Source organism: Bacillus sp. FSL K6-2841, assembly GCF_037976435.1.
Taxonomy (GTDB): domain Bacteria; phylum Bacillota; class Bacilli; order Bacillales; family Bacillaceae; genus Bacillus; species Bacillus pumilus.
The window spans coordinates 2,028,514-2,046,819 of the sequence record NZ_CP150266.1 but is presented as its reverse complement, the minus strand read 5'-3'; the positions used below and the strand labels follow the sequence as shown (position 1 = coordinate 2,046,819).

Genomic DNA, 18,306 nt, shown 5'->3' with positions numbered 1-18,306 from the left:
AGTTGAGATGAGTAGAGTTGAGCAGAGATACGATACTTCTATTTAATCATACTGCCTAAAAGAGCACCCCTCTTTTAGGCTTATTTCGTATACTCATACAAACCCTCTATATGTCCCCTCATTCTCCTTAATCCCATTTAAGGAGTGTGCTTATGAATTCCCAATCAAATTTGACCCGATTTCTAAGGGACAGCGAGTCCCACAAAACGATCCCGATTGTTGAAACCATTACAGTTGATACGCTCTCACCGATTCAAATTGTCGAAAAACTCAAGGCAGATATTGTGTATTTACTAGAAAGCAAAGATGAGTCTTCTAGCTGGTCGAGATATTCCTTCATCGGATTGCATCCTTTTTTAACCTTACACGATGACCAAAACGAATATATTGCACGTGATGCGGCAGGGCAAGAGGTCATGAAAATGCAAGAACTAAAAGACTTATTAGACTGGATGAAAGAGCAATATCAAATCAAGACACCAGACGTTGACATCCCGTTTACAGGCGGGGCAGTTGGGTACTTAAGTTACGATCTTATTCCAAGCATTGAACCTTCTGTCAGGCCTCACCGAAGCGCATCAACGACAGACAATTGTACGCTATTTGTTTGCCAAACGATGATTGCCTTTGATCATGAAACGAATCATGTTCATTTTATCCAATACACCCAGCTAACTGGGAATGAAACAGAAGACGAAAAAATACAAGCTTACAAGGAAAATCAAAAGCAGCTTGAACAGATGATTCACAAACTCCATACAAGGATCGATATGAAAGAACTGATTTTATCAGGGAATATGAACGAATCACCGTCGTTTGAACATGTGACATCAACCTATGAAAAAGAGCAATTTTTACAGGACGTAGAAAAAATCAAAGAATACATTCGAGCGGGTGATATTTTTCAAGGCGTACTCTCACAGCGATTCGATATCCCAGTGTCAGTGAGTTCATTTGAATTATACCGTGTGCTGCGCATTGTAAACCCATCTCCATACATGTATTTTATGAAATTAAAAGACCGTGATTTAGTCGGAAGCTCACCAGAACGATTAATTCATGCCAAAAATAGGCACTTGGAAATTCATCCTATTGCAGGCACAAGAAAAAGAGGAGCAACAAAAGAAGAGGACGCCGCACTGGCAAGAGAGCTGCTAGAAGATGAGAAAGAAAAAGCAGAACATTACATGTTAGTAGATCTAGCCAGAAATGATGTCGGCCGCGTAGCAGAATACGGCAGCGTGTCCGTACCGGTCTTTACAAAAGTTGTGAACTTTTCACATGTTATGCACATCATCTCCATTGTGACAGGGAAGCTAAAGCAGGATACACACCCAGTTGATGCACTCATGTCCGCATTTCCAGCAGGCACATTAACAGGGGCACCGAAAATAAGAGCGATGCAATTATTAAATGAAATGGAGCCTGAGCCAAGGGAAACATATGGCGGCTGTATTGCCTATATTGGATTCGACGGTAATATCGACTCTTGTATTACCATTCGCACCATGAGCGTGAAAGATCAGACCGCTTCCATACAAGCAGGCGCTGGCATTGTCGCAGATTCTGTTCCAGAAAATGAATGGGAAGAGACATGTAACAAGGCAGGAGCGCTTCTGAGGGCCATTCAGCTTGCTGAACATATTTTCTCAGAAAAGGAGAGTGTGCAGGATGAATCAACGACTATCAGCTCTTGTTAACGGAGGCTTCCTATCAGAAAATGAAGCACATAGTCTAATGCATGATATGATGAGTGGCTCTTTAACAGATGCTGAAGTCGCTGCAAGTCTATCGATTTTAGCACATAGAGGAGAAACCGCTGAAGAAATGACGGGCTTTGTGAAGGCCATGCGGCAAAAAGCAGAACCAGCGGAAAGATTACTTGATGTCGTTGACACATGCGGCACAGGAGGCGATGGACTCTCTACATTTAATATATCAACTGCAGCTGCTATTGTAGCTTCCGCCGCTGGTGCTAAAATCGCAAAACACGGAAATCGTTCAGTCTCTTCTAAAAGCGGAAGTGCCGACGTGCTAGAGTGTCTTGGGATTCACATTCAATCCACGCCAGAAGAAACAAGAAAACAAATACAAGAGAAAAACATGGGCTTTTTATTTGCGCCACTGTACCACTCATCTATGAAACAAGTAGCAGCAGTCCGCAAGCAGCTTGGCTTCCGGACGGTATTTAATCTATTAGGGCCGCTTTGCCACCCGCTGCAAGCCAAAAAGCAAATCATCGGTGTGTATGCAAAGGAAAAGGCAAAATTAATGGCAGAAGCCCTTGCCCCATTAGAACCAGAGCATGTCCTGTTTGTATGCGGGGAAGACGGGCTGGATGAATTAACGATTACAGCAAATTCATATGTGATTGAACTTAAAAAAGGTGCCATGACAGAATATACGCTAAACCCAGAAGACTTTGGATTGGAAAAAGGATACTTATCAGATATTCAGGTCCAATCACCGGAAGAGAGCGCGAAATTGATTCAGAATATATTGAATCATCAAACAGAAGGGGCGCCGCTTCATATTACAGCTCTGAATGCCGGAGCGGCTTTATATGTCGCAGGCAAGTCAGAAAGCCTCATGGCAGGAACATTAAAAGCATTAGAAACGATTAAAAACGGAGCAGCCAGAGAACAATTGGCTCGTTTAAAACAAAAAACGAAAGAGGAAGAGATCTATGCTTAATGAAATCATTGCACGCAAAAAAGAACATATCCAAACGTTGCAGCTACCTCATGATGGACACTATGAAAGACGATCATTTAAAGAAGCACTCATGAATCCTCACCGCTCGATTGGGTTGATTGCTGAGGTGAAAAAGGCATCTCCTTCCAAAGGAATCATTCAGCCGAATTTTGATCCTCTGCAAACAGCAAAAGCATACGAAAAATCGAATGCTGACTGCTTATCAGTCTTAACAGATGAACCATTTTTTCAAGGGAAAAACGAGTATCTTTCCTACATTAAAGAACACGTCGCACGTCCAATTTTAAGAAAAGACTTTATCATCGATTCAATACAAATAGAAGAGTCGAGACGTATCGGTGCAGATGCCATTTTATTAATTGGAGAAGTACTTGAACCGCAACAGCTGCATGAGCTCTATGCTGAAGCAAAGGAAAAAGGACTAGATATCCTTGTCGAAGTTCACGCAGAAGATACACTGGAACATATCTTAAATATATTCACCCCCGAAATCATTGGCGTGAATAACCGAAATTTAAAGACATTTAAAACAACAGTTGAGCAAACAAAAGAGATTGCACCACTTGTACCAAAGGATGTCTTATTAGTAAGTGAAAGCGGTATTCAGACATTTGATGATCTAACCTTTGTCAAAAAACATGGAGCGAGTGCTGTCCTTGTAGGTGAATCATTAATGAGAGAACCCTCACAAGAAAAAGCCGTTCAGACGTTATTTGGAGAATGACACGATGAAACCTTTTTTAAAATATTGCGGGGCGGTCTCACTAGAAGATGTAGAATGCATTGCCCAATCTCAAGCAGATGCGATCGGATTTATTTTTGCTCCAAGTAAAAGACAAGTCGATCCAGATCAAGTGAAACAATGGCTCATGAAGTCGCAGTGCGAGAAAGAGATTACTGGTGTCTTTGTAAATGAAAAAATCCAAAAAGTGTGTGACATCACTAAACATATTCCTTTAGATATCGTGCAGCTGCATGGAGATGAAACACGAGAGGATGCAAAACAAATAAAACAACAAACAGGGGCGGTAGTGTGGAAAGTCTTTCATCACGATCCCAATATAAAAGAAACACTTGATCAAATGACGGCATTTGCGCCGTTTGTCGATGGCTTTCTCATTGATGCGAAAGTAAAAGGGATGAGAGGCGGTTCTGGCACAGCTTTTGCTTGGGAAGCGGTACCTGTATACAATCAGCAAGCAAAACGACTGGGGAAAACATGCATCATTGCAGGCGGGATAACACCTGAAACGCTGCCAGAGCTGCTTGCCTATGGCCCAAAAGCGATCGATCTTTCAAGCGGTATAGAAGAAAACGGGAAGAAAAGCAGCGCTAAGATCAAAGCGCTCGAAGAAAGGATGTTAAACGATGTACGCATATCCAAATGAGCTTGGCAGATATGGAGAATTTGGAGGGAAATTTGTTCCCGAGACACTCATGCAGCCACTCAAAGAAATAGAACAAGCATTTAACGAATTAAAAGAAGACCCCGCTTTTAAGCAAGAATATCTTTCTCTATTGCAAAACTACTCAGGCAGACCGACTGCGCTGACATATGCTGATCAATTATCTGCATACCTCGGTGGCGCAAAAATCTATTTAAAAAGAGAAGATTTAAACCATACAGGTGCTCATAAAATCAACAATGCACTTGGTCAGGCACTGCTTGCAAAAAAAATGGGGAAATCAAACATCATCGCGGAAACAGGCGCTGGACAGCACGGAGTAGCAGCTGCAACGGTGGCCGCAAAGTTTGGATTATCGTGCACGGTATTTATGGGAAAAGAGGATGTGGAGAGACAATCTCTCAATGTTTTCCGAATGAAGCTCCTTGGCGCTGAAGTCATACCTGTCACAAGTGGAAACGGCACATTAAAAGATGCAACGAACGAAGCGATTCGTTATTGGGTCCAGCACTGTAGTGATCATTTCTATATGATAGGTTCAGTTGTAGGACCTCACCCGTATCCCCAAATCGTCAGTGAGTTCCAGCGGATGATTGGGGATGAAGCAAAAGAGCAGATGCTTAAAAAAGAAGGCAGGCTTCCACATAAAGTCATTGCTTGTGTCGGCGGCGGAAGTAATGCGATTGGAATGTACCGAGCGTTTTTGGATGATGAGATTGATTTGATTGGTGTAGAAGCGGCTGGAAAAGGGATCGATACCCCGCTTCATGCAGCAACCATTACAAAGGGGACAAAAGGAGTCATTCATGGCTCTTTGACCTATTTAATTCAAGACGAATTTGGCCAAATTATTGAGCCCTATTCCATTTCAGCTGGTTTAGATTATCCCGGGATCGGACCAGAGCACGCCTATTTACATGCGAGTGGACGCGTTCAATATGTAAGTGCTACAGATCAAGAAGCACTGGATGCACTAAAGCTGCTGACAGAAAAGGAAGGAATTCTGCCAGCGATTGAATCAGCACACGCTTTAGCCAAGGCATTTGAGATGAGCAGGACGATGGGTGAAGATGAAATCATCCTTGTCTGCCTGTCAGGAAGAGGAGATAAGGATGTGCATACATTAATGAATGTGCTTGAAAGTGAGGGCAAAACCAAATGATCACATTTCAATTAGAGCAAGGCGAGAAATTATTCATCCCATTTATTACGGCAGGAGATCCGTCAGAAGAAATCACGATCGATTTAGCTTTGTCCCTTCAAGCAGCCGGTGCACATGCGATTGAGCTAGGTGTTCCTTATTCCGATCCGCTAGCAGACGGTCCTGTCATTCAAAGAGCCTCCAAAAGAGCTCTAAATCATGGCATGAATATCGTAAAAGCGATAGAATTAGCAGGGAAGATGAAAAAAAACGGTGTAAAAATTCCTGTAATTCTATTTACGTATTATAATCCTGTGTTACAATTAGACACAGAATACTTTTTCGCTTTACTGCGCAAAAATCATATTTCGGGACTCTTAACACCCGACTTGCCTTTTGAAGAAAGCAGTGAGCTGCAAAAGAACTGTCAAACACATGACATTTCATATATTTCGCTCGTTGCACCAACCAGTAAGGAACGATTAGTAACTATTGTAGAGCAGGCAGAAGGTTTTGTGTATTGTGTTTCATCTCTTGGTGTAACAGGTGTCAGACAAGCCTTTGACGAATCGATTACTGATTTTATTCAACAAGTGAAACAGCTGAGTCACATACCGGTTGCGGTCGGTTTTGGTATCTCAACAAGAGAGCAGGTAGACTCAATGAATAAACTGAGTGACGGTGTCGTGGTAGGCAGTGCACTTGTGAAAAAAATTGAAGAACTTCAAGATCAATTGTTAGCAAATGATACACGTCAAGACGCTTTAAGAGAATTTGAAACCTATGCAAAAACATTTAGTCCCCTCTATTCATTCAAATGAGGTGAAACTTTTGCAAATCAAAGATCAATTAAAACAACTAAAACCGTATCAACCTGGGAAACCAATTGAAGAGGTCAAAAAAGAATATCAATTAGACAAAATTGTGAAATTGGCTTCAAATGAAAACCCTTTTGGATGTTCCACGCATGCAAGAGAGGCGATACAAGCTGAACTCGAACATTTAGCGATTTATCCAGATGGATACAGCGCAAGTTTAAGGACAGAGCTTGCTGAGTTTCTTCAAGTAAATGAAAAACAATTAATATTCGGGAATGGCTCAGATGAACTTGTGCAAATTATTGCTAGGGCATTCCTTGACCAACATACAAATACCGTCATCCCAGCTCCGTCTTTTCCGCAATATCGTCACAATGCAATCATTGAGCGGGCAGAGATTCGAGAGGTGCCGCTTTTAGACGGAGGAGCTCACGATCTAAAGGGCATGCTTGATGCGATTGATGAGAATACGAAGGTTGTCTGGGTATGTAACCCGAATAACCCGACAGGAAATCATTTGTCAGAATCTGAGCTTGTGGCGTTTTTAGATCAAGTACCAGCTCATGTGCTTGTAGTACTAGATGAAGCATATGTCGAATACGTTCGTGCGGAAGACTTTCCGAACAGCTTATCTTTATTACACAACTATCAAAATGTCATCGTACTCCGTACGTTTTCTAAAGCGTATGGACTGGCCGCGCTTCGAGTAGGCTATGGCATTGCATCAGAAGAGTTGATTACTGCGATTGAACCAGCGAGAGAGCCGTTTAATACGAGTCGTATTGCTCAGGCAGCAGCTCGTGCAGCGATAAAAGATCAGGACTTCATTCAATCATGCAGACAAAAAAATGAAGCAGGGCTCAAGCAATATCAAGAATTTGCAGACCGTTTTGGACTATTTATTTATCCGTCTCAAACAAACTTCGTGCTGATTGATTTTAAAAGAGATGCAGATGAATTATTCAATGCATTATTGAAAAAAGGCTACATTGTTAGGTCTGGTAAAGCACTTGGTTTTCCAACGTCTTTACGTATTACGGTCGGGACAATGGAGCAAAATGCAGAAATTCTAAGTACACTTGCTGATTTATTGCAAGGCATTCGTGCGTAGCATAACCATAAAGTCATATCCTTTTACAGGATATGGCTTTCATTGTACCAACCTCATACATATAAGCTGTTGAAATGGCTTTTTTAATTTTCGCGAAAAAACAGGTGATGAACATGAATGATGCAAATGAAACAATATTAATCGCTGGACTTGGTTTAATTGGAGGTTCCATCGCACTGTCGATTAAAAAAGAGTATCCTCATAAAAAAATTGTTGGATATGATGTGTCCAAAGAACAGATGGTTGCAGCAACAAAGCTGGGTATCATTGATTTAGCAGCTGATTCATTTGCGGCAGGTTTGGCTGAATCTGCGACTATTATTTTGGCAACACCAGTTCAGCAAACAGTCAAGATGCTTCGTGATATTGCAAACTCTGGAATTGAGAGAGAGCTCACAATCACCGATGTCGGCAGCACAAAGCAAAAGGTCGTCCATTATGCAGAAAAAACGCTTCCTAAGCACTATCAATTTATTGGTGGACATCCAATGGCAGGCTCTCACAAGTCAGGTGTCATAGCAGCGAAAGACTTTTTATTTGAAAATGCGTTCTACATTTTAACGCCGGCAAAGGAAACAAACCGAGAGGCTGTTGATCGTTTGAAGGACTTGTTAAAGGGGACAAATGCTCATTTTATTGAGATGACCCCAGAAGAACATGATGGTGTAACAAGTGTGATTAGTCATTTCCCTCATATTGTTGCAGCCAGCCTTGTGCATCAAGCACATCATTTTGAAGAACAATTCCCACTCGTCAAACGGTTTGCTGCTGGAGGCTTTCGTGACATTACACGTATTGCGTCAAGCAACCCTGCAATGTGGCGAGATATCCTTCTGCACAACAAAAACAAAATTTTAGACCGGTTCCATGAATGGAAAAAAGAGATCGACCGCATTGAGACCTTTGTACAGCAAGAAGACGCTGAAGGCTTGTTCTCTTATTTTCAAGAGGCAAAGGAATATCGTGATGGACTTCCTCTGAGGAAAAAAGGTGCCATTCCAGCTTTTTATGATCTTTATGTGGATGTTCCAGATCACCCTGGGGTCATTTCGGAGATTACAGGGCATTTAGCAAATGAGAACATTAGTATTACGAATATCCGTATTATTGAAACGCGGGAAGACATTAATGGGATTTTACGCATTAGTTTTCAAACAGAAAACGACCGTAAACGTGCAGAGATCTGTATAAAAAATAGAGCGAATTACGATACATTTTATGCTGACTGAGGTGACAAAGATGAAAATTCATAAACATGCTCCTATGAATGGAGTCATTCATATTCCAGGTGATAAATCCATTTCTCATCGATCAGTGATGTTTGGAGCAATTGCTGATGGGACGACAGTGGTGAAAAACTTTCTCCCTGGAGCCGATTGTTTAAGTACGATTGATTGTTTTAGAAAGATGGGCGTTGAAATTGAACAAAAAGGGACCGATGTTGTGATCCATGGAAAGGGACTGAAAGAGCTCAAGGAGCCGTCTGATGTCCTCGATGTCGGGAATTCTGGTACAACCATTCGATTAATGATGGGAATATTAGCTGGTTGCGAGTTTCACAGTACACTGATCGGTGATGAGAGTATTGCTAAAAGACCAATGAAGCGAGTAACAGGTCCACTTAAACAACTAGGAGCGAAAATAGATGGCAGAGCAAACGGCGAGTATACGCCACTGTCTATTCGTGGCGGCCATTTAAAAGGTATCTCATATGAGTCTCCGGTGGCAAGTGCACAAATTAAGTCCGCTGTCCTTTTAGCAGGGCTTCAAGCAGAGGGCACAACGACATTAACTGAACCACATAAATCAAGAGATCATACAGAAAGAATGCTCTCCATGTTTGGTGTGAAACTAGATGAAGATGAACAAAGTGTTTCCATTGTAGGCGGTCAAGCATTAAAAGCAACAGATATATTTGTTCCTGGAGACATCTCTTCAGCTGCATTTTTCCTTGTTGCTGGATCTATTGTTCCTAACAGCCGAATTGTGTTAAAAAATGTCGGGCTAAACAAAACAAGAACGGGCATTATTGATGTTCTGAAACAAATGGGTGCGAATCTTGAGATGAATGAAGTAGATGCAAAAGGTGGAGAACCATATGGTGATTTAACGATCTCGACCTCTTCATTAAAAGGAATCGAAATTTCTGGTGATGTGATTTCAAGACTTATCGACGAGATTCCAATTATAGCGCTTCTAGCGACACAAGCAGAAGGCACAACGATCATTAAAGATGCTGCTGAGTTAAAAGTAAAAGAGACCAATCGAATTGATACAGTCGTGTCAGAACTTAAAAAACTCGGTGCTGATATTGAAGCAACAGATGATGGTATGAAGATTCATGGTAAAACCACGCTTCAAGGCGGCGCAGTCGTGTCAAGCTACGGAGATCACCGAATCGGGATGATGCTTGGGATTGCTGCATGTATCACAAAGCAAGCGGTTGAGATTGAAGATACAGATGCTGTACGCGTTTCATACCCGAATTTCTTTGAACATATTGAATACTTAACAAAAACAGTCTGAGGATGTCCTCAGGCTTTTTCTTTCCTTAGGCATATTTGTAAGGAATATAGCATAGCTTGTCTCAAGATGAAACCTGGAAAAAATTCATTTTATTTGATCAAAAAATGAATTTCAGGTGTTTTTAGTTTACAAAACTTCTGTTTCGTAAAGGATGAAATGAAAAACAGTCTTTAAAACACAAAAATGGGTTCATTTTAAAAGTGCAACATATTTGCTGGATGAGTACCTGTCGATTATGATATGAAGTAACAATAGTTTAGGTTTTTGGAAAACAGAAAGGAACGGTTTGATTTGAATAGTTCATTACAAGAAGCCATAAAATTAGTTGAGGCGGGTGAGACTGAAAAAGGACTTCAAACACTTGCTAAGGCAGAAAAGCATTTGCATGATGAAGAAAAGGCGCAGGCAGCTCAGTTATATTATGATTGGGGAGATATCGATAAAGCGAGAAATCTCATCAGTGATTTACATGATTTATATCCAGAGGAAACAGGGTTAACATGTTTTTATGCAGAACTTTTGATTGACTCTGATGAAGAAGAAAAGGCGATTTCGGTATTAGAGACGATTCCTGAAGATGATGATGCGTATCCAGAGAGTCTACTGTTAATGGCAGATTTGTATCAAATGCAAGGACTATTTGAAGTCAGTGAACAAAAGCTCTTAAAAGCAAAAGAGCTGCTCCCAAATGAAGCCATTATTGATTTTGCATTAGGTGAGTTGTATTTTTCACAAGGTCTTTCAAAGAAAGCGGCCGACTATTTCTACAAGGTTGCAGATCAACAACATGAGGTTGGCGGCGTCAATGTTTATCAGAGGCTTGCTGAATCACTCAGCACAGCTGGAGAATTTGAAGATGCGCTTGAATGGTACGAAAAGGCAGTGAAAGGTCAAACAGATCCGAATACACTTTTTGGCTACGGATTTACAGCGATGAGGGCTGGCCGAACGAAAACAGCCATTCAGCAGCTTTCAGAACTAAAAGATATTGATCCATCTTATTCGTCTCTATATATGCCTTTAGCGAAAAGTTATGAGGAAGAAGGACTATATCACGAGGCTTTAGAGGTAGTAAAAGAAGGTATTAAAATTGATGAGTATAACAAAGAATTATATTTATATGGTGCAAAGATTGACTTGAAAAATGGGGATTCAGAAGATGCGAAAAAGCTGCTTCAAGAAGCACTTGCTCTTGATCCGGGATATATTGAAGCGATTCAAACATTGCTCGCGATCTATTTAAATGAAGAGCTTTTTGATGAAATTTTGGATGTCATTAAAGAGGTTAAAAGCTTTGGGGAAGATGATCCAAAATGGAATTGGTATGCTGCATCAGCATCTGTTGGACGAGAGGAATATAAAGAAGCAGCTGAGTACTTCAAGCTGGCTCTGCCTGATTTTGATGAGGAACGTGACTTTTTATATGAATACGCATCGTTCCTTTTAGAAGAAGGCAGACAAAAAGAAGCATTGCCGCTATTACGCAAAGTTCTTCAGAAAGATGGCACGAATGAAGAAATCGAAGAAACGATTTTGAGAATTGAAGACGAAATTTCCTTATAGTTTGCAGGAATGAAGAACTGGTTTGTTGAATAATTCATGTATAGCAATTTAATTTACGATAGAGGAGGGAATAACATGCAGACCCCTGTTTCTGTCAATGAAAAGAAGGAATTCATCCGGTGGTTTTTAAACCATTATCAGTTAAAGCGAAGAGAGTGTGTTTGGATATTAAATTATTTAATGAGTCATGACTCTTTGATGGAAAAGGTTCATTTTGTAGAGCAAGCAGAATTTTGCCCAAGGGGAATCATTATGTCAACACACTGTGTGGATGAAGTTCCCTTTAGATTTTATAAAGAAAACATCATGACGACAGATGCTGAAAAGTCATTTCATGATATTCGTTTGAATAAACAGCAAGATTTGTTTATTCAATTGAATTTCCGTTCTGCTTATCGTTCTCCGGAATATGCAGCTGTGCTTGAAACAAATCCTCATATTCCAAAGGATCTTTATGAGAACGAAAAGGATAAGGATCTTGCGGAGAAAGTGCTTGAACACTCGATCGCAACTTTCCAAAAAGAACGGCTTATGAAAGAGATAGATGAAGCACTTGACCGTCATGATCAAGAAACATTTAATAAGTTAGCAAGAGAATTAAGCCTATTGTCATAAACTGAACGAATAAGCCTTGCCCTATCCAGGCAGGGCTTATGTCATGAAAGAGGGGAAATTGATGAAGTTTCAAGCGGAGGATGCGGATCGCTTTTTGCAATCTAAAGATTACATTGATACCGCTATCATTCCATTAGTTGGAATAGATGCGAATCAAATCAAACAAACCGTATCTTTAGGGGAGTTTACCATTCTTGTAGCAGAGGAACTTGAAAGGCAGCTGAAAGGGCGGGTCTTTCTTTTTCCACCACATACATATGTAGAAATCAATGACCGAAAACTAGAAGACATCTTCACGATGAAGCGGTCGCTAGAAGATCATTTTCAGCATGTCGTGTTAATCTCATCTGATCACCAATGGAAAGAGCATGCGGCGGTTAGTGAATCACTATTTTTGTTAAAGCCGGTTCCGCTCGAGCATTTAAAGGTAGAATTAAAGCAAAAAATTGTACAAGACAGTGTAGAACAAATTTTGAACTTTTTGTTACAAAAGTGGAACCCTTCATAAAAACCCTTACATTTGCATTGTACATAGCTTTTTAGGCTGTTGACCTTGTGAATAGATTGATATATTATGAGGGTGTCCTAGTTTTATGAAATTTTTTCTAATTCAGTTATAAAGTAGCTGACGACCTGAGGGGGGGAGAAAAAAATGAGCGAGAAGAGACATGGAGTGTCCAGGCGTCAATTTTTGAATTACACGTTGACCGGCGTGGGGGGATTTATGGCCGCTGGAATGCTCATGCCTATGGTTCGCTTTGCGCTTGACCCTGTGCTAAAAGGAACAGAGGATCAGGATATGGTTCAAGTTGTCAGTGTAGATGAACTGACGAAGGAACCGAAGCGCTTTGACTTTAAAATTGATCAAGTAGATGCATGGTATGAGTCAAAGGAATCTAGGTCAGCATGGGTGTACAAAGAAGGGGATGAAATTGTCGCTTTATCGCCAATCTGTAAACATTTAGGATGTACAGTGAACTGGAACAGTGATCCGAAAAATCCAAACAAATTTTTCTGCCCATGCCACTATGGGCTGTACGACAAGGATGGTACAAACGTACCCGGAACTCCGCCACTTGCACCGCTTGACCATTATAAGCAGCAAGTGAAGGACGGATACCTCTATCTTGGAAAAGCTGTGCCGAAAGGGGAAGGGTAACGATGCTTAACAAGATTTATGATTGGGTAGATGAGCGGCTAGACATTACACCAATATGGAGAGATATTGCGGATCATGAGGTGCCAGAGCATGTCAATCCAGCACATCATTTCTCCGCTTTTGTGTACTGTTTTGGCGGTTTAACGTTTTTTGTGACAGTCATTCAAGTCCTTTCGGGCATGTTTTTAACGATGTATTACGTGCCAGATATTAAAAACGCCTGGGAATCTGTCTATTATTTACAAAATGAAGTGGCATTTGGTCAGATTGTCAGAGGGATGCACCACTGGGGTGCGAGTTTAGTTATTGTCATGATGTTTTTACATACGCTAAGGGTCTTTTTCCAAGGGGCGTATAAAAAGCCTAGAGAACTCAACTGGATTGTTGGTGTGCTCATTTTCTTTGTGATGCTTGGACTTGGTTTTACAGGTTATCTCTTGCCATGGGATATGAAGGCGCTATTTGCGACGAAGGTTGGTCTTCAAATTGCAGAAGCGACACCTTTCATTGGTAAAGAGATCAAAACGCTGCTTGCAGGTCATCCTGACATTGTAGGGGCACAAACGCTGACGAGATTTTTCGCTATCCATGTCTTTTTCTTGCCAGCGGCATTATTTGGGCTGATGGCTGCCCACTTTATTATGATTCGTAAGCAAGGAATTTCTGGACCGCTATAAAAAAGTTGCGTTTGATGAATGTTCAATGAGGAGGGGATGACTTTGCATAGGGGAAAAGGGATGAAGTTTGTCGGAGACTCTAGAATTCCGGCAGAAAGAAAACCTAACATACCTAAAGACTATTCCGAATATCCGGGAAAAACAGAAGCCTTTTGGCCGAACTTTCTTTTAAAGGAATGGCTTGTAGGTGCCGTTTTTTTAATTGGATTTCTTGTCCTAACTGTGGTTCATGCACCTCCGCTTGAGCGGATGGCTGATCCAACAGATACCGGCTATATTCCGCTGCCAGACTGGTATTTCTTATTCTTGTACCAGTTATTAAAATATGAATTTGCTGCAGGCGGCTATACGGTAGTTGGTGCGATGATTATGCCTGGGATTGCGTTTGGTGCACTGTTGCTCGCACCATTTCTTGATTCTGGTCCTGAACGCAGACCGTATAGAAGACCGGTTGCAGTGGGGATGATGATCCTTGCAGTCGGCGCAGCAACATATTTAACGTGGGAGTCTGTTGCTACTCATGATTGGGAAGCAGCGGCAAAGCAAGGTGAAATTAAGAAAGAAGCAGAAATTGATACCTCAGCGGAAGAGTATAAAATTTATCAGGAGCAGACATGTATCTCCTGTCATGGGGATAACATGCAGGGCGGAGCAGCCGGACCGTCACTTGTTGACAACGGTCTTGCACCTGAGGAGATCGCTAAGATTGCTGTTGAAGGAAAAGGTAACATGCCTAAGGGTATCTTTAAAGGCAGCGATGAAGAACTTGAAAAGCTGTCTAAATATTTATCTGAGGTCAAATCTAAATAATTCAGTTGTTTAAATGCAAGTACAAGGATATACTCAAAAGAGAAAAAGCTGGCGCTGTCAGCTTTTTTCTGATTTTAATAGATCGTGAGTGAAGAGACATATGAGATGGATTCAATATCTGCTAGCCACGCGCTACATGCTTGTGTTAGTCTTGATGATCAATTTCCTTGGCACTGTGTACGGCTACTATTGGTATATTCCACAGCTTGTAGAAACGCCGGCTATCTTTTTAGCTTTTGTTCCAGACAGTCCAACGGCAAGCTTTTTCTTTTTATTTGTTCTATTTGCGTTTTTGATGAAACGAAACGCTCCTTATTTTGAAGCACTTGCCCTCGTGACCTTAATTAAGTACGGGTTATGGGCTGTAGGAATGAATATCTTTGTCCTTTTATCTGTGGATGACTTTCCGTGGGAAGGGTACATGCTGATTGGGTCCCACTTTGCGATGGCGGTTCAAGCCGTATTGTTTGCACCGTACTATCGTTTTAAAATGCGTCATTTGGTGGTAGCTGGCATATGGATTTTACATAATGATGTGATTGATTATGTATTTGGTATGATGCCGCGTTATTCTATGCTGTCTGCCTATACAAACGAGATCGGCTACGTCACGTTTTGGTTGAGCATTGCCGTTCTTCTTGTTTCATATTATCTCGTCCTATCGAAAAAATCGATCAAGCTTGAACTCCCTTAACAATATTGGTCTAACCTTGTCCTTTTCTTCATACGCTGTATGGAGAAGGGCTAGGAGGGACTTGCATGAAACGAAAGCCAATCGCGATGATTCTATTATTTTTTCTCGTATTACAGCCATCTGTTGCCAAAGGCGAGGAAACAGCCGCTAGTGTGCTGCAAGAATTAACGGAACTATCAGATTCAATCTTTCAACTAACGAGACAAGCTAAATATGATGAGGCGTTACAGGTCGCATTGTATGTTGAAAAGACATTTAAAGCTGAGAATTGGCGCGGAACACTGACAAATACTCAGATTCGGCAAATTACAGTTGGCTATCAAGATATCATAAAAGGGCTGCCGCAGGAAGAATTGAATGAGCGCGAAAAGCTTCGTTATGCCTCTCAGTTTAGAATGCTGCTCGATGCGATCCAGTCAGATTCTGAGCCGCTTTGGGGTTCGCTGGAGAAGCCCATTATGGGGTCTTTTCCTACGTTGAAAAAAGAAGTGAAGGATCCGGAGTCGACGACGTTTTATGAAACTTGGAATGAGCTGGTTTCTTTATACGATATGATCTATCCGAGTTTAACCATTGATGTTTCGCCTGAAAAGCTGCAAACGATTAAGCAGCATATGGAAGTGATTGAGCAAGGTGAATTTTTAAAAGCATCAAGTGGGACAAAGCTTGAGCGCCTTACGAAGCTTGAAGAGGATTTATCGAGTGTATTTGCCCACGTTGATCAAGATGAGGCTGACCCATCGCTTTTATGGGTCATTTTAACAACGGGAAGTATCATTTTATTAACATTAACGTATGTTGGATTTAGGAAATACCGTGCTGAAAAAGAGAAGAAGCAAAAGCGACAAGCTGATTATCCGAAATCATAAAAAAGAAGCACCATTTTTGGGCTTCTTTTTTTAATGCGGATTGAGCGGCTTTTTGTGTTCATCTAATGTGAAGCCTTCACCAAGCACATCATGCACGTCACTGACGGATACAAACGCATGAGGATCGACTGAGGTCACGACGCTTTTAAGATGGACAAGCTCGTTTTTCGGGACGACGCAATAAAGAACGTTGCGCTCCTGTTTTGTATAGGAACCGACCCCTTTTAAAATGGTGACACCCCGCTCCATTTCCTCTGTGATTTTCTTTTGAATGATGTCATCTTTTTCAGATATGATCATAGCGCCTTTGGCTGCGTAAGCGCCTTCTTGCATGAAGTCAATGACCTTCGCAGCAACAAATACTGCGACGAGTGTATACATGGCTTCTTTGTAATTTAAATAAGTAAGAGAAATCGTAATGACGCAAGCGTCGAAGATGAACATTGTTCGTCCCATAGCCACCTGATAATGCTTGTTGATGAGTCTTGCGATGATGTCAACACCGCCGGTAGTACCGCCGAACTTAAAGATGATCCCGAGGCCTGTTCCGATAAACACGCCAGCAAAGAGCGCGGCTAGGGCCAAATCGTGCTGGAGAGGCATATGTATTTGAAAGCGCTGGAAAATGGCAAGAAAGACAGAAAGACTGACGGTTCCTACAATTGTATAAGTAAACATGGTTCTGCCGAGCATTTTCCAGCCGATAAAAAAGATCGGAATGTTTAAGACAAGGTTTGAAATGGATGGGTCAATGTGGAATAGAAAATATAAAAGCAGTGTAATACCTGTAAATCCGCCTTCCGCCAAATTGTTCTGCATATTAAAATGAACAAGACCGAAAGAAAAAATCGCAGATCCTATTAAAATAAATACGATATTTTTAAGACGAATTTCTTTTAGCAAGAGACCACTCCTTTTTTTGCTTAGACAGCGATAATATTATATGGTATGGGAGAGAAACAAGCAAACTGAGTTTTAAACATTTGTCAAATATTTATGATTTCGCTAACATGTAATAGATGGATAGGAGGATGAGCTTCATGACGAATGAAAAAACGCTGCGTCACGTGCAGCAAGAAGTAGATGATTACATAGGACAATTTAAAGAAGGTTATTTCAGCCCGCTTGCTATGATGGCCCGTCTGACAGAAGAATTAGGTGAGCTAGCAAGAGAGGTTAACCATTACTATGGAGAAAAGCCGAAAAAAACAACGGAAACAGAAAAAAGCATGGAAGAAGAAATTGGCGATGTTTTGTTTGTATTAACATGTCTCGCTAATTCACTAGATATATCACTAGAGGAAGCACATGATCGTGTGATGCATAAATTCAATACAAGAGACAAAGACCGCTGGACGAAAAAAGAAGGGAAGTAGAGACGATGACGAATCAAACCATCAAAGTAGTAATCGCTGGAGCAAGAGGAAGAATGGGGATAGAAGCTGTGAAGCTGGCAGAAGAAACGAGCCATTTTGAGCTTGTGGCAGCCCTTGATCACGCGCACGAAGGAAAAAAATTATCTGATGTGATTCATACGACATCTGAGGCGCCAATTTATACAGATATTGATGTGTGTCTTTCAGAGACAGCACCTGATGTATTAATTGATTTGACGACACCAGAAATTGGGAAAGTACATACTAAAAAGGCACTTGAACATGGCGTGCGTCCAGTCGTCGGGACCACTGGATTTTCTGAAGCTGACCTGAAAGAGCTCCAGCAATTAACAGAAGAAAAGGGCATAGGCTGCATTATTGCGCCAAACTTTGCTGTCGGTGCGGTCTTAATGATGAAGTTTGCCAAAATGGCAGCGAATTACTTTCCTGACGTTGAAATCATTGAGCTTCACCATGATAAAAAACTAGATGCTCCGAGCGGTACAGGGCTTAAAACAGCTGAAATGATTGCAGAAGTCAGAGAAAGCAAAAAGCAAGGACATCCAGAAGAGAAAGAATTAATCGAAGGTGCACGAGGCGCAGATTATGACGGTATCCGTCTGCACAGCGTAAGACTTCCGGGTATGATCGCACATCAAGAAGTACTGTTTGGAATGGACGGACAGACGCTTACCATTCGTCATGATTCTTATAACCGTGCCTCGTTTATGTCAGGTGTAAAGCTTTCAGTTGAACAAGTCATGCACATTGATCAGCTCGTCTATGGTTTAGAAAATATCATCGACTAATAAGGAGTGGATTCCTG

20 protein-coding genes are annotated in these 18,306 nt (G+C 41.3%); 19 read left to right on the top strand and 1 reads right to left on the bottom strand.

All coding sequences use genetic code 11. The annotated features are described in order from the left end of the window. The first annotated feature begins 152 nt into the window (after positions 1 to 152). The 17 genes from trpE (at position 153) to ypjB (ending at position 16,104) form a co-directional block, all read left to right on the top strand. Positions 153 to 1,700 (top strand): anthranilate synthase component I, encoded by a 1,548-nt coding sequence (trpE, locus tag MHH68_RS10220; RefSeq protein ID WP_339162918.1) that lies wholly within the window; start codon positions 153 to 155, stop codon positions 1,698 to 1,700. Next, positions 1,672 to 2,694: an anthranilate phosphoribosyltransferase gene (gene trpD / locus MHH68_RS10215; RefSeq protein ID WP_339162916.1), complete on the top strand. Its 1,023-nt coding sequence runs from the start codon at positions 1,672 to 1,674 to the stop codon at positions 2,692 to 2,694. The genes trpE and trpD overlap by 29 nt, the downstream gene beginning before the upstream one ends. Further along, complete coding sequence (gene trpC, locus MHH68_RS10210) at positions 2,687 to 3,439, top strand: indole-3-glycerol phosphate synthase TrpC (protein ID WP_058014815.1); 753 nt, start codon at positions 2,687 to 2,689, stop codon at positions 3,437 to 3,439. The genes trpD and trpC overlap by 8 nt, the downstream gene beginning before the upstream one ends. Positions 3,440 to 3,443: 4 nt before the next feature. Further along, positions 3,444 to 4,103 (top strand): phosphoribosylanthranilate isomerase, encoded by a 660-nt coding sequence (locus tag MHH68_RS10205; RefSeq protein ID WP_180310595.1) that lies wholly within the window; start codon positions 3,444 to 3,446, stop codon positions 4,101 to 4,103. Next, positions 4,084 to 5,283: a tryptophan synthase subunit beta gene (gene trpB / locus MHH68_RS10200; protein ID WP_058014817.1), complete on the top strand. Its 1,200-nt coding sequence runs from the start codon at positions 4,084 to 4,086 to the stop codon at positions 5,281 to 5,283. Before MHH68_RS10205 ends, trpB begins: the two co-directional genes overlap by 20 nt. Continuing rightward, on the top strand, positions 5,280 to 6,083 hold the full coding sequence (gene trpA / locus MHH68_RS10195) for a tryptophan synthase subunit alpha (RefSeq protein WP_061408361.1): 804 nt from the start codon (positions 5,280 to 5,282) through the stop codon (positions 6,081 to 6,083). The genes trpB and trpA overlap by 4 nt, the downstream gene beginning before the upstream one ends. Positions 6,084 to 6,093: 10 nt before the next feature. Continuing rightward, entirely contained in the window at positions 6,094 to 7,191 is a 1,098-nt protein-coding gene (hisC, locus tag MHH68_RS10190; RefSeq protein WP_061410246.1) for a histidinol-phosphate transaminase, read from the top strand. 113 nt (positions 7,192 to 7,304) lie between these two features. Continuing rightward, entirely contained in the window at positions 7,305 to 8,420 is a 1,116-nt protein-coding gene (locus tag MHH68_RS10185; protein ID WP_058014819.1) for a prephenate dehydrogenase, read from the top strand. A 10-nt stretch (positions 8,421 to 8,430) separates the two neighbouring features. Continuing rightward, positions 8,431 to 9,717: a 3-phosphoshikimate 1-carboxyvinyltransferase gene (aroA, locus tag MHH68_RS10180; protein WP_058014820.1), complete on the top strand. Its 1,287-nt coding sequence runs from the start codon at positions 8,431 to 8,433 to the stop codon at positions 9,715 to 9,717. 291 nt (positions 9,718 to 10,008) lie between these two features. Continuing rightward, complete coding sequence (locus MHH68_RS10175; RefSeq protein WP_058014821.1) at positions 10,009 to 11,280, top strand: tetratricopeptide repeat protein; 1,272 nt, start codon at positions 10,009 to 10,011, stop codon at positions 11,278 to 11,280. Between the two features lie 75 nt (positions 11,281 to 11,355). Further along, entirely contained in the window at positions 11,356 to 11,895 is a 540-nt protein-coding gene (locus MHH68_RS10170; RefSeq protein WP_003215573.1) for a ReoY family proteolytic degradation factor, read from the top strand. A 61-nt stretch (positions 11,896 to 11,956) separates the two neighbouring features. After that, positions 11,957 to 12,403, top strand: coding sequence for a YpiF family protein (locus MHH68_RS10165; RefSeq protein WP_061408352.1), 447 nt, complete (start codon positions 11,957 to 11,959; stop codon positions 12,401 to 12,403). Between the two features lie 144 nt (positions 12,404 to 12,547). Next, positions 12,548 to 13,054 carry a ubiquinol-cytochrome c reductase iron-sulfur subunit gene (locus MHH68_RS10160; RefSeq protein WP_007500911.1) on the top strand — a complete coding sequence of 169 codons (507 nt, stop codon included), beginning with the start codon at positions 12,548 to 12,550 and terminating at the stop codon, positions 13,052 to 13,054. Positions 13,055 to 13,056: 2 nt separating this feature from the next. After that, complete coding sequence (qcrB, locus tag MHH68_RS10155) at positions 13,057 to 13,731, top strand: menaquinol-cytochrome c reductase cytochrome b subunit (protein ID WP_003215804.1); 675 nt, start codon at positions 13,057 to 13,059, stop codon at positions 13,729 to 13,731. A gap of 42 nt (positions 13,732 to 13,773) precedes the next feature. Further along, positions 13,774 to 14,541: a menaquinol-cytochrome c reductase cytochrome b/c subunit gene (locus MHH68_RS10150; RefSeq protein WP_003215888.1), complete on the top strand. Its 768-nt coding sequence runs from the start codon at positions 13,774 to 13,776 to the stop codon at positions 14,539 to 14,541. Positions 14,542 to 14,641: 100 nt separating this feature from the next. After that, positions 14,642 to 15,235 (top strand): DUF1405 domain-containing protein, encoded by a 594-nt coding sequence (locus tag MHH68_RS10145; RefSeq protein ID WP_061408349.1) that lies wholly within the window; start codon positions 14,642 to 14,644, stop codon positions 15,233 to 15,235. Between the two features lie 65 nt (positions 15,236 to 15,300). Continuing rightward, on the top strand, positions 15,301 to 16,104 hold the full coding sequence (gene ypjB / locus MHH68_RS10140; RefSeq protein WP_044141118.1) for a sporulation protein YpjB: 804 nt from the start codon (positions 15,301 to 15,303) through the stop codon (positions 16,102 to 16,104). A 30-nt stretch (positions 16,105 to 16,134) separates the two neighbouring features. Here ypjB and MHH68_RS10135 read toward each other — a convergent pair whose 3' ends face one another. Continuing rightward, positions 16,135 to 17,007, bottom strand: a complete 873-nt coding sequence (locus MHH68_RS10135) for a YitT family protein (RefSeq protein WP_003215598.1) — start codon at positions 17,005 to 17,007, stop codon at positions 16,135 to 16,137. Positions 17,008 to 17,144: 137 nt separating this feature from the next. Between MHH68_RS10135 and MHH68_RS10130 the strand changes: the two genes are divergently transcribed. Next, complete coding sequence (locus MHH68_RS10130; protein WP_003215805.1) at positions 17,145 to 17,480, top strand: nucleotide pyrophosphohydrolase; 336 nt, start codon at positions 17,145 to 17,147, stop codon at positions 17,478 to 17,480. A gap of 5 nt (positions 17,481 to 17,485) precedes the next feature. After that, the gene (dapB, locus tag MHH68_RS10125; protein WP_058014826.1) at positions 17,486 to 18,289 is read left to right on the top strand and encodes a 4-hydroxy-tetrahydrodipicolinate reductase; all 804 of its coding nucleotides are present in this window, start codon (positions 17,486 to 17,488) and stop codon (positions 18,287 to 18,289) included. The last annotated feature ends 17 nt before the right edge of the window (positions 18,290 to 18,306 follow it).

What these genes read in the sequence shown, in the direction of transcription:
- trpE (WP_339162918.1), top strand. Translation starts at nt 153, where the DNA reads ATGAATTCCCAATCAAATTTGACCCGATTTCTAAGGGACAGCGAGTCC.
- trpD (WP_339162916.1), top strand. Translation starts at nt 1,672, where the DNA reads ATGAATCAACGACTATCAGCTCTTGTTAACGGAGGCTTCCTATCAGAA.
- trpC (WP_058014815.1), top strand. Translation starts at nt 2,687, where the DNA reads ATGCTTAATGAAATCATTGCACGCAAAAAAGAACATATCCAAACGTTG.
- MHH68_RS10205 (WP_180310595.1), top strand. Translation starts at nt 3,444, where the DNA reads ATGAAACCTTTTTTAAAATATTGCGGGGCGGTCTCACTAGAAGATGTA.
- trpB (WP_058014817.1), top strand. Translation starts at nt 4,084, where the DNA reads ATGTACGCATATCCAAATGAGCTTGGCAGATATGGAGAATTTGGAGGG.
- trpA (WP_061408361.1), top strand. Translation starts at nt 5,280, where the DNA reads ATGATCACATTTCAATTAGAGCAAGGCGAGAAATTATTCATCCCATTT.
- MHH68_RS10185 (WP_058014819.1), top strand. Translation starts at nt 7,305, where the DNA reads ATGAATGATGCAAATGAAACAATATTAATCGCTGGACTTGGTTTAATT.
- aroA (WP_058014820.1), top strand. Translation starts at nt 8,431, where the DNA reads ATGAAAATTCATAAACATGCTCCTATGAATGGAGTCATTCATATTCCA.
- MHH68_RS10170 (WP_003215573.1), top strand. Translation starts at nt 11,356, where the DNA reads ATGCAGACCCCTGTTTCTGTCAATGAAAAGAAGGAATTCATCCGGTGG.
- MHH68_RS10165 (WP_061408352.1), top strand. Translation starts at nt 11,957, where the DNA reads ATGAAGTTTCAAGCGGAGGATGCGGATCGCTTTTTGCAATCTAAAGAT.
- MHH68_RS10160 (WP_007500911.1), top strand. Translation starts at nt 12,548, where the DNA reads ATGAGCGAGAAGAGACATGGAGTGTCCAGGCGTCAATTTTTGAATTAC.
- qcrB (WP_003215804.1), top strand. Translation starts at nt 13,057, where the DNA reads ATGCTTAACAAGATTTATGATTGGGTAGATGAGCGGCTAGACATTACA.
- MHH68_RS10145 (WP_061408349.1), top strand. Translation starts at nt 14,642, where the DNA reads ATGAGATGGATTCAATATCTGCTAGCCACGCGCTACATGCTTGTGTTA.
- ypjB (WP_044141118.1), top strand. Translation starts at nt 15,301, where the DNA reads ATGAAACGAAAGCCAATCGCGATGATTCTATTATTTTTTCTCGTATTA.
- MHH68_RS10130 (WP_003215805.1), top strand. Translation starts at nt 17,145, where the DNA reads ATGACGAATGAAAAAACGCTGCGTCACGTGCAGCAAGAAGTAGATGAT.
- dapB (WP_058014826.1), top strand. Translation starts at nt 17,486, where the DNA reads ATGACGAATCAAACCATCAAAGTAGTAATCGCTGGAGCAAGAGGAAGA.